9 protein-coding genes are annotated in these 10565 nt (G+C 56.3%); 6 read left to right on the top strand and 3 right to left on the bottom strand.

Going from position 1 to position 10565, the window contains the following annotated elements; genetic code table 11:
- On the top strand, window positions 1-489 hold a 489-nt coding region (locus BN1132_RS06240), incomplete at its 5' end, for a substrate-binding periplasmic protein (RefSeq protein ID WP_042076028.1).
- A gap of 14 nt (window positions 490-503) precedes the next feature.
- Here BN1132_RS06240 and BN1132_RS06235 read toward each other — a convergent pair.
- Together BN1132_RS06235 and BN1132_RS06230 are read right to left on the bottom strand one after the other, a co-directional pair.
- Window positions 504-791, bottom strand: a complete 288-nt coding sequence (locus BN1132_RS06235) for a hypothetical protein (protein ID WP_042076027.1) — start codon at window positions 789-791, stop codon at window positions 504-506.
- A gap of 106 nt (window positions 792-897) precedes the next feature.
- Complete coding sequence (locus BN1132_RS06230) at window positions 898-1941, bottom strand: GGDEF domain-containing protein (RefSeq protein ID WP_042076025.1); 1044 nt, start codon at window positions 1939-1941, stop codon at window positions 898-900.
- A 1310-nt stretch (window positions 1942-3251) separates the two neighbouring features.
- Here BN1132_RS06230 and BN1132_RS19400 point away from each other — a divergent pair.
- Window positions 3252-5918 (top strand): TrlF family AAA-like ATPase, encoded by a 2667-nt coding sequence (locus BN1132_RS19400; protein WP_084202629.1) that lies wholly within the window; start codon window positions 3252-3254, stop codon window positions 5916-5918.
- Between the two features lie 669 nt (window positions 5919-6587).
- Here BN1132_RS19400 and cysS read toward each other — a convergent pair.
- A complete protein-coding gene (cysS, locus tag BN1132_RS06225; protein ID WP_042076024.1) occupies window positions 6588-7964 on the bottom strand; it encodes a cysteine--tRNA ligase in 1377 nt (458 codons plus the stop codon).
- A gap of 189 nt (window positions 7965-8153) precedes the next feature.
- On the opposite strand from cysS, the gene BN1132_RS06220 reads away from it, so the two are divergent.
- The 4 genes from BN1132_RS06220 to BN1132_RS06205 all read left to right on the top strand — a co-directional run bounded on the left by BN1132_RS06220 (window position 8154) and on the right by BN1132_RS06205 (window position 10436).
- A complete protein-coding gene (locus BN1132_RS06220) occupies window positions 8154-8651 on the top strand; it encodes a peptidylprolyl isomerase (RefSeq protein WP_042076022.1) in 498 nt (165 codons plus the stop codon).
- Complete coding sequence (locus tag BN1132_RS06215) at window positions 8641-9321, top strand: DUF4269 domain-containing protein (RefSeq protein ID WP_042076020.1); 681 nt, start codon at window positions 8641-8643, stop codon at window positions 9319-9321. The genes BN1132_RS06220 and BN1132_RS06215 overlap by 11 nt, the downstream gene beginning before the upstream one ends.
- A gap of 19 nt (window positions 9322-9340) precedes the next feature.
- Window positions 9341-10066 carry a UDP-2,3-diacylglucosamine diphosphatase gene (lpxH, locus tag BN1132_RS06210; RefSeq protein ID WP_042076019.1) on the top strand — a complete coding sequence of 242 codons (726 nt, stop codon included), beginning with the start codon at window positions 9341-9343 and terminating at the stop codon, window positions 10064-10066.
- Window positions 10067-10208: 142 nt separating this feature from the next.
- Entirely contained in the window at window positions 10209-10436 is a 228-nt protein-coding gene (locus BN1132_RS06205; RefSeq protein WP_042076016.1) for a GlsB/YeaQ/YmgE family stress response membrane protein, read from the top strand.
- Window positions 10437-10565: the final 129 nt, after the last annotated feature.

The raw sequence follows: 10565 nt of genomic DNA, 5'->3' as shown, positions 1-10565 counted from the left end.
TTCTCCACCGCCCGCACCGAGGCGCGCAACCCGCTGTTCAAGTGGGCCTGCCCCATCGGCTATGCCGAGATAGTGCTGATGGGCCTCGCCAGCCGCCCATTGACCCTCACCCGGCCCGAGGATGCCCAGCAGTACACCATAGGCGCGGTGCGCGCCGACGTGGGGGAGCAACTGCTGCTCAACGGCGGCTTCGACGAGCAGAAGATCATGACCGCGAACCGCCTCCCCCAGGCGCTCAAGATGCTCACCTCGGGCCGGGTCGACCTCATCTCCAGCAACAAGTCCACCCTGATGGACCTCATCAAGGCCCAGCAGCTGGATCCCGCCCGGTTCGCGGTGCGCTGGGTGCTGAGCTCGGAGCAGTTCTGCTTCGCCTTCAGCCACCCGGTGGACGATGCCCTGGTCAAGGAGTTCCAGCACGGCCTGACCCAGGTGCTGGCCAGCAGCGAGTTCCAGCAGATCCAGCACAAGTACTTCCCCGCCCCCTGAGCCCGTCGCCGTCCCTACTTCACCCGCATCAGGCGGTGGTACTGCCCGCCCAGCTCGAGCTGGATCACCTGGGAGCGGGTCATGGCCTCGACCCGGGCCAGCATCTCGGCGCTGTAACCCTTGCGGTGCATCCACTGCATGGGCTCCTCGAAGCTCCCTTCGTTCACGATAAAGGTGTCGGTGTAGGCATCGTGCACGATGCTGACCACCCAGATGCGCTGCTGGAACTCCGAGAGGCCGGCGACGAGCGCGGCCGCCCGCGCCCCCAGGGCGCGAACACGGTCGATAAGGGGGGTTGTCATGAAGGGGGCTCCGCACTGATAGAGGGGCGACATCCTAGCACCCGGGGGCCCGGGTCACCATGGGCCATATCAAGCCGACCTCGCGCCTTTGCCGGGGCCCGTTGCCTCAATGGGGGCGCGGCGGCACCGGGTTCTCTTCCTGTGCGCGGCGCTGGCGCTTGACCGCATACATGCGCGCATCGGCCTGGCGCAGGGCCTCGTCGACGCTGATCTGCCCAGGATCGACCGCCACTACCCCCACGCTGGCGCCGGGGTAGTGAAGTGACTGCTCGCTGCCGAGGGGCAGTTGCAGCACGCTGTGTTCGAACAGCCGGCGCTGGAAGGTTTGCACCGCCGCCTCCACCGTCTGCGCCTCCGGGATGGGCCCCATGCCCACGGCGACAAACTCGTCCCCCCCTACCCGCGCCAGCATGTCGCCGCCGCGCAGAGTCTCGCTCAGTTGCCGCGCCATGGCGACGAGCAGCAGATCCCCCGCGTCGTGACCGTGGGTGTCGTTGACCCCCTTGAAGCCGTCGAGATCGATAAAGGCGATAAGCACCGGATGGCCGGCCCGCTCCGAGAGGGAGAAGAGGCGGGCGAGCTCCAGCATCAGGGCCCGGCGGTTGGGCAGCCCGGTCAGGGGATCGGACAGGGCCTGGCGGGAGAGTTCGTTGTTGGCCTGCTGCAGCTGGTGCAGCAGTTGCTCCCGCTCCACGTGCTCGGCGATGAGCCGCGCGAAGAAGGCGATCAGGTGTTCCGCCCCCGCCACCAGGGGTTTGCGCTCGGCGCTGGCACCGCACAGGGTGCCGTAGAGGGAGCCGGACGAGGTGCGCACCGGGCTGCTCAGGTAGGTGCGAATGCCGAGGGCCCTGGCCGCCTGGGAATCCCCCCAGCTGTCGGTGACGTCGTCGCTGTAGCGGCGATCCTCGTCGATGGCCCGCCGGCACAGGGTGTCGTGCCACTCCACCGTCGCCCCCTCCGGGATCTGCAGCCCGGCCGCGTTGCGGGCAAACAGGATGTGCTGGGTGCTCTGCTGGAGATCGATCTGGGTGAGGTAGGTCGACTCCAGTCCCGTCACCGTCTCCAGCATCTCCAGCAGGGGCCGGGTCAGGCTCTCCAGATCCCGTGCCCCGGTGACCTGTACCGACAGAGCCTGCAATATGTTGTCCATGCCAATCTCCCAAGGTGCACGTGCTTGCCGGACACCTTAGCCAACTCGGGACACCCGCCGCAAGCGCCAGTGTGGGCCTCACGGGGGGAAATCCCGCCGTTTTCACCGTTTGGCCGTCCCGCAGCCCCGCCCGGCGGCCCGCCCCGGACCATAACTTTGAACCAGCGCAAAAAATCAATCCATTCTGACACTTGAGCCAGCAATATCCATGGATCGGGTCCTCTCGGCTCCGTAGGATGGGAATGGGTGCCCGTTGGCCCCTGTTTCGTCCCGTCGGGTCAGCGGCGCATTGTGGTAGCGACAGCCAGGGGCGGCAGCGACGGAATTTGGCCAACTTCCCGGGTCTCGGCAAGGTGCCAGCCCGGCATCCCGCGCCTGCGGCAAGGGGCGAGGTTTCACCCTCGACGAGGCTCCCCGCCCCTCCCCCACCAACGTAGGGTGCAATAAGTGTGTAGGGTCGATTAGCGAAGCGTAATCGTCCGCGGTAACCGTCCCCTCTCCCCCGGCGGGAGAGCGGTAGGGTGCAATAAGCGGAGCGCATTGCACCACGGTAACCGTCCCCTCTCCCCCTGCGGGAGAGCGGTAGGGTGCAATAAGCGGAGCGCATTGCACCACGGTAACAATTCCCTCTCCCCTTGCGGGAGAGGGCTAGGGTGAGGGGTCACTAGCCTGATTGGCACGGCTTCGCCGTGCAGAACACGAGGGCGCTGCCCTCGACGGGGTTTCGCCGCCGCTGCGCGGCTTGGCGAGTGACTTTTCTTTGCGTGGCCAAAGAAAAGTCACCAATCGAGCGGCCACCCCCGCTTGTTCGCCCTCCTGCGTCGGGTGCCCTCGGTTCAGGCAAAAGGTCTGGCGGAACGACGCAGACGGTACATCCCTGTACCGCCTGCGTCTGCGCCGTCGTCCATGACGGCGCTCCTGACCTTGTGCCCTCACCTCGGCAAACAACAGGGGGCAACCCCGAACCTTCAGCCGCGAGGCCAGTTAACAGCCCCCAATCTATTCGGGGCAATGAGCGGGAGGGTTGTTATCTCTGATCCGGCCCCTCGCCACCCCATGGCGTGACCAGATTGCCTCACCAATGAAACAAGAATTATCAACGTAGCTTCATTGGTGAAAAAATCATGGTGAGTACAGCAGCAAGTGGCACATATCCCTATCGGGAAACAGCTGTATATAGACGGTCCAATAGTGAATATTTCACCGTAATAAAACCTTATTTCTCTAACGCCCGATTACGCTTCTCTAATCGAACCTATGGATATAGTTATTAAATTACCCCCCCCAACATACACAGGCAAGGATAATAAATGATCGGTTCAATATGGAATAAATGGGACTTACATGTGCACTCCCCATTTACACATCAAGCCAATGAGTTTGGAAATACATCTATAGATGAATTTATTGATACCATCGTAGCGTCAAATCTAAAACTGACTGGAATTACAAATTATTTCTTTTTTAAGGAAAATGAACTAGAGCTTATCAGAGATAAAATTAAAGAGAAAGGTGTTGAGCATACTGTATTAGGTAATCTTGAGTTTCGTATAGACCAACAGAACAAAGATGGTGAATGGATTAACGTTCACTGCATATTATCAGAAAATATCACAAGCCAAAAAATTAACTCTATCTTATCAACTCTTCCAATCTCAAACACTACACCTGACGGTAAAAAAATATACTGTTCACAAGAATCCTTCACTGACTCCAAGGTTAAAACATCAGAAGCAACAGTTAAGTTTGATTTATTAATTGAGCATTTAAATCACAATTTAAAGTTTGGCATTGATTTTTTGATTGCAGCCTGTCCAAATGGTTATGGTGGGTTTAGGCCAGATACAAAAGAAGGAAGGTCTTTAGCTATTGCTATAGAAATTGAGAAAAGATGTCAGATTATTTTAGGTAGACCTCAAGATAGAAGCTTCTTTCTAAATAAAGAACGATACGAGGGAGCTAAGCAAAAACCTGTATTCTATGCATCTGATGCACATAAAATAGCATCAATAGGAACTATGTACTCTTGGGTTAAGGCAAAGCCTACATTTGAAGGTTTAAGGCAGGCTATTATTGAACCAGACCTTCGCGTACAACAAACTGATAACTTCATTGAGAAACAATATTTAAAACCTTGGTTTAAATCTGTTGAGTTGGGTGGAAATATATTTTCTGGTGAGGAAATCTCTTTTTATAGCCAAAAAATACCACTAAACCCAAATCTTGTAACAATAATTGGTGGAAGAGGTACAGGCAAAAGTCTATTTTTAGATGCCATGCATTCTCGCTTCAACCACTTATCTGAGCACTCCAATGCTCGGATGGTAAGCAGTGAAAACTTATGCGTTGAATTAGATCAAGGTGATGGAACAGTATTAAGGTTCGACTCTCCAGAAAACACATACTCTTATCTTCATGTTTCTCAGGGAGATGTCCAGCATTTTAGTCAAAAACCAGATGATCTTAGTGACGAAATAAAGAGAATGCTAAGAATTTATGGTACTGAATTTGACCCCGTAACTAACTCTGAAATTTCGAATAACTTAAGTAGATATAGAGCGTTCGTTGAATACTGGGAAGATGTTAACTCTCAAAACCAGAGAATAAACAATCCGACATACCAACAAAGTATTATCGACAATAACACTCAATTAATTAGCACACTTACAAACCCACAAAACAAATTACTTATAGAGAAATACCAACAAAATTCAAAGAATATCAATGAACACAATAACTTTATCAATGAAGCAAGAAACTCCATTGCTCTTTTTAATAGATACATATCAGAAATAAACCAAAGAATAGAGCTCCTTAACTCTCACACTTGTTCGGTAATAAAGTCTCCATTATTAAATGAAAATGCACTTCAGAACCCTATAAATCAAAACATTGAAACATCTAAAACTAAAATAGAAGAGCTATCACTTGCAAACAATTTAATTGCTGAGCAATTTAAATTGCAAGGTATTAATCAAGACATTTCCTCACTACTTACAAAAGTGACTGAATATCAAAAATCAATTGACCATGCATCCTCAAAACTAGAAGAAATAAATCAGAGAACTCAAGATTATCATAAATTAGTACAGTCTCGCGGAGAGTTATTATTAAAGTATAAAGACTATATAGAGGAACAAAAAAATAATATAGATAATGCTTTTCTAAAACTTCAGCGTAAGCAACCCCACTGGAATGAGGAGCAAAACACTTTAGTTCAAGAAATACTCTCAGACATTCATATTAATGGCGCTATAGTATTTAATAAAGAGCAATTCTACAGTGGCATTGAAGAATGTTTAAACAGGGGTAAATTTAGAAGTACAAATGAAAAAAGCACTTTTGACAGATTGATGGAGACTTTCTGTGTAAACTCAAGCGACGATTATTTTAGACTCGTTTCCGGTGAAAATATAATAAATTGCGATGGTGATAAAATAAACTTGGAAGCCTTTCTTTGGATGCAAGAGTTTTTTAACAAGGGAGGGAGATTTGAACTATTGAATTATCTTCACTCGCCTTCAAGCATTAAAAAATATCTCTATACCAACGCAGACTTCCAATATAAAGGGAAGTCCGTGAATAAGCTATCTGTTGGCCAGCGAGGTACTTTCTATGTTTGTTTAAAATTAGCGACAGATCCCTTCGGAAGCCCTTTTGTATTTGATCAGCCTGAAGATGATCTAGATAATGAGTTTATTATGTCCCAACTAGTCCCACTGTTTAGGAAAATCAAAAAATATCGTCAAGTCATAATCGTCACCCATAACGCAAATTTAGTTGTCAATACGGACTCTGAACAAATAATAATAGCCGACAACCAAGGCGAACACATTAAATATAAGTCAGGTGCCGTTGAAGATGGTAACGTGCGAGAGAATTCCGGCATACGAGCAGATATCTGCAATATTCTCGAAGGCGGTAGTTATGCTTTTGAAAAAAGAGAGCGAAAATATGGTATCCAAGATTTGGCATAACCAAGTTTATCCACATAAAATACGGCTATGAACTAGGTTTCATCGAAAAAAATCCTCAAACCGCAGCCTTGAGCTGCGGTTTTTATTTCTATTCCCCAAACACTTTGTCACTCAAGCTAAAACCTTATTTCCCCCCTTGCACAGCTCTCCCCTTTCAGCGGGAAAGGCGGTCAACATGCACGCTAAAACCACGGACTGGCACGGTATTGGCTCCCCCTGCAAACCGCCGTGTCGAGTTCAACGGGTCAGGAGCGCCATCAGGGATGATGGCGCAGCCGCAGTCGGCACAGGGATGTGCCGTCTGCGGCGCTCCGTCCGACCCGTTGGACGAGACGAGGGAACCCGCGAAGCGGGCGGTTTGCCGGGGGAGAAGACCTTTGGTGACTTTGGGTCTTTCCAAAGTCACTCGCCCCAGCCCGAAGGGCGGGCGAAACCCTGTCGAGGGCAGCGCCCTCGCGTCCTGCATGGCGGAGCCATGCCATTAAGGCCTTAGACGGCATTCAGCCGAGGAATGACATTAGCTCCCCTCACCCTAACCCTCTCCCCCAAGGGACGAGGGGATCAGACCGAAGGATGCCGAGGCTTCGGCAGGCCACAAACAAAAACCGCAGCCCCAGGGCTGCGGTTTTTTATTGGCTCAACCGGTTGGCGCGAGCAGCGCCACCGATCTTAGGCGCGGCGCCAGCTGGTCTTGCCGGCACTGTCTTCCAGCACGATGCCCATCTCGGTGAGACGGTTGCGGGCGGCATCCGCCGCGGCCCAGTTCTTGTCGGCGCGGGCCTGATTGCGCTCGGCAATCAGGCGCTCGATCTCGGCCACCTCGTCGTCAGCCTCGTCACCCTTCAGGAAAGCGTCCGGATCCTGTTGCAGGATGCCGAGCACGGCGCCGAGTTCCCGCAGGCGGGCACCCAGGCCGGCGGCGACGGCCACGTCTTCGGCCTTCTGGCGGTTGATCTCGCGCACCAGGTCGAACAGGGCGGAGTAGGCTTCCGGGGTGTTGAAGTCGTCGTCCATGGCCTCCTTGAAGCGGGCCACCTGCTCGTCACCACCGGCGGCGGCCGCCACCGGCAGATCCCGCAGGGCGGTGTACATGCGCTCCAGCGCGGCGCGGGCCTGCTTCAGGTTATCTTCCGAGTAGTTGAGCTGGCTGCGATAGTGGCCGGACATCAGGAAGTAGCGCACGGTCTCTGGATCGTAGTGGGCCAGGACGTCGCGGATGGTGAAGAAGTTGCCGAGGGACTTGGACATCTTCTCTTTATCCACCATCACCATGCCGCTGTGCATCCAGGTGTTGACGTAGTCGCCACCGTGGGCGCAGCAGGACTGGGCGATCTCGTTCTCGTGGTGGGGGAACTGCAGATCGGAGCCGCCGCCATGGATGTCGAAGTGGTTTCCCAGGTGCTTGGAGTTCATGGCGGAGCACTCGATGTGCCAGCCGGGACGGCCCGGGCCCCAGGGGCTTTCCCAGGTCGGCTCGCCGGGCTTGGACATCTTCCACAGCACGAAGTCGAGGGGGTTGCGCTTGGCATCCACCACGTCCACGCGGGCGCCGGCCTGCAGCTGCTCCAGATCCTGACCGGAGAGCCTGCCGTACTCGTCGAAGGAGTCGACGATGAACATGACGTCACCATTGTCCGCCACGTAGGCATGGCCGCGATCCAGCAGCAGCTGCACCATGGCGATGATCTCGCCGATGTGGGCGGTGGCGCGCGGCTCGATGTCCGGGCGCACCATGCCGAGGGCGTCGAAGTCCTGGTGCATGTCGCCGATCAGGCGCTCGGTGAGATCGTCACAGGTCACGTGCGTTTCGGCAGCGCGCTTGATGATCTTGTCGTCCACGTCGGTGATGTTGCGCACATAGGTGAGATCGTACCCGGCGTAGCGCAGGTAGCGGGCCACCACGTCGAAGGCGACGAAGGTGCGACCGTGGCCGATATGACAGTGATCATAGATAGTGACGCCACACACATACATGCCCACCTTGCCCGGGTGGATAGGTTTGAATTCTTCTTTTTGACGAGTGAGTGTGTTGTATATCTTCAGCATCTTATGACCACTGCCTGTGAGTAAAATGGCCTGCCATTCTACCCGCATCCGGTATAGAAAACGAGGCAGAAAAGCCGACTCTCCCCCCTGCCATCTATGCCGCAAGGCCCTGATGGGCTAGAATTGCCACCACTTTATGCCATACACCTGCGGGCACCCTGTCGCCCGCATTCAATGAAAGGACAACTCATGGTCACTCTGCATACCAACCACGGCGACATCACCCTCACCCTGAACGCGGAAAAAGCCCCGGAAACCGTGGCCAACTTCCTGCAATACTGCCGTGACGGCCACTACGACAACACCATCTTCCACCGCGTCATCGACGGCTTCATGATCCAGGGCGGCGGCTATGCCCCGGGCTTCGAAGAGAAAGACACCCGCGCCCCCATCAAGAACGAGGCGGCCAACGGTCTGTCCAACAAGGTCGGCACCATTGCCATGGCCCGCACCATGGAGCCGCACTCCGCCAGCGCCCAGTTCTTCATCAACGTGAACAACAACGACTTCCTGGACTTCAAGTCCGCCACCACCCAGGGCTTCGGCTACTGCGTGTTCGGTGAAGTGACCGCCGGCATGGACGTGGTCAACAAGATCAAGGGCGTGAAGACCGGCAACTACGGCCGCATGCACCAGGACGTCCCGACCGAAGACGTGGTGATCACCAAGGTGACCCTTGCCGAGTAATTCCTGCCGGCCAGGCTCTGACACAACTGCGGCCCCGGCCGCAGTTTTTCCATCTGTCGCCCCGAACTGGCGCCGCCTCGACTACCTGGCCCAGGGCAACCCGCGCCAGCGCTCGGCCCATGCCCTGCTAGGCGACGGCCTGTGGGATGAGCTTGGCCCCATGTGCAGCGATCTGGCCCTGGTGAGCACGGTCGCCATCGGGCTCGACCGGCCCGGCAGCGATCTCGACATCCTCTGCCAGCACCCGGACCCGGCCTCTCTGGCCGCGACACTGGCAGCACAAGGCTGGCAGGTGCGGGGCAAGGGCGAGCAGGTCTGGCTCGCCGAGCAGACCCGGCTCGGGCCCGATGGCCAGAGCTGGCCCCTTGAGCTCTATATCACCCCCGCTCCCCTCGAGCGCCTTCACGGCTGGCGCCACCTCAGCCTGATGGCCGCCCTGCTGGCCCACTTTGGCGAGCCCTTCCACCAGGAAGTGCGACGCCTGCGTCTGGAAGACGGGCTCAAGGGGGAAGCCGCCATCTGCCGCCTGCTGGGCCTCTTTGGCGACCCTTACGCGGCGCTGCTGACCCTGGAGGGGCGCAGTCTCGCGGGGCTGTGCTGGTCACCCTCTCCCCTCGCCCGCCCGGCCCAAGGCGATGCACCGCCTTGCGCCCGCGCCGAGGACTCTTAACCACGATGCCCAGGACCTCATGAGCACGCTCTTTATCAGTGACATTCACCTCAGCCAAGGCAGGCCCGACATGACGGCCGCCCTGGTGCGCTTTCTCGAGCACGACGCCCCCGGCGCGGACGCCCTCTATGTGCTGGGGGATCTGTTCGAATTCTGGATTGGGGACGACGACCCCAACCCGCTGCACCGCGAGGTGGCCGAGGCCTTTCTCGCCCTGAGCCAGCAGGGGGTGCCCCTCTACTTCATCCACGGCAACCGCGACTTCCTGCTGGGGCGCCAGTTTGCCAAGCAGGCCGGCATGACCCTGCTCGGCGACCCCTGCGTCATCGAGCTGTACGGCGAGCGGGTGCTGCTGAGCCACGGGGATCTGCTCTGCACCCGGGATGAGGGCTATCAGAAGTTTCGCCGCATCACCCAGCAGAAGTGGCTGCGCTGGCTCTTCCTGCGCCTACCGCTGACCCGGCGCCGCGCTATCGCCTGCAAGATGCGGGGTCAAAGCCAGATGGAAAATGCCACCAAGCAGCAGGCCATCATGGACGTGACCCCGGCCGCAGTGGACGACATGCTGCGCCGGCACGACTGCCGCCTGATGATCCACGGCCACACCCACAGACCCGCCATCCACGACTTCTCCCTGGATGGGCGAGGGGCGCGGCGCATCGTGCTGGGGGACTGGTTCGAGCAGGGCTCGGTGCTGGTGTGCACCCCTGCCGGGCAGCGGCTCGACACCCGCACCCTGGGCTGAGGTCTCCTGCCGGGAAGGGGCAGAGCAAGAGCCTCATATGACCACCTCTGACTCACGCCGACCCGCGGCGGGATACAACCCGGATCCCTGCGTATACTCTGGTTCTTTGCACACATTCTTTGCACACAACGAGGAGATGACCATGGGATTTCTTACCTGGGTGGTATTGGGATTGATCGTCGGCATCCTGGCCAAGTGGATCATGCCGGGCAAGGATGGCGGCGGTTTCTTCATGACGGTGATCCTGGGGGTGGTCGGTGCCATGGTGGGGGGCTATGTCAGCACCCTGCTCGGCATNNTGCCGAGCATCATCATCGCCACCGTCGGCGCCTTGATAGTGCTGTTTGTCTACAACAAGCTGCGCAGTTGAGAAACCAACGTCAACCGATGCGAGGGCGCCACTGGCGCCCTCGCTGTTTTTCGCCCCGCCCCATCCCGCCAGCCCTGGGCTTGCATTATTTCTAGACGTGGCGTCTAATAACCCCATGCAACCCAATGA

The sequence above is a fragment of the Aeromonas sanarellii genome (genome assembly GCF_000820085.1).
GTDB lineage: Bacteria > Pseudomonadota > Gammaproteobacteria > Enterobacterales > Aeromonadaceae > Aeromonas > Aeromonas sanarellii.
This window is presented reverse-complemented; position numbering and strand designations above follow the sequence as displayed.

Bases quoted from the DNA above. Each gene is read 5' to 3' on its own strand.
- BN1132_RS06220 (WP_042076022.1), top strand. From the start codon at position 8,154: ATGGTCACTCTGCATACCAACCACGGCGACATCACCCTCACCCTGAAC.
- BN1132_RS06230 (WP_042076025.1), bottom strand. From the start codon at position 1,941: ATGGACAACATATTGCAGGCTCTGTCGGTACAGGTCACCGGGGCACGG.
- cysS (WP_042076024.1), bottom strand. From the start codon at position 7,964: ATGCTGAAGATATACAACACACTCACTCGTCAAAAAGAAGAATTCAAA.
- lpxH (WP_042076019.1), top strand. From the start codon at position 9,341: ATGAGCACGCTCTTTATCAGTGACATTCACCTCAGCCAAGGCAGGCCC.
- BN1132_RS06235 (WP_042076027.1), bottom strand. From the start codon at position 791: ATGACAACCCCCCTTATCGACCGTGTTCGCGCCCTGGGGGCGCGGGCG.
- BN1132_RS19400 (WP_084202629.1), top strand. From the start codon at position 3,252: ATGATCGGTTCAATATGGAATAAATGGGACTTACATGTGCACTCCCCA.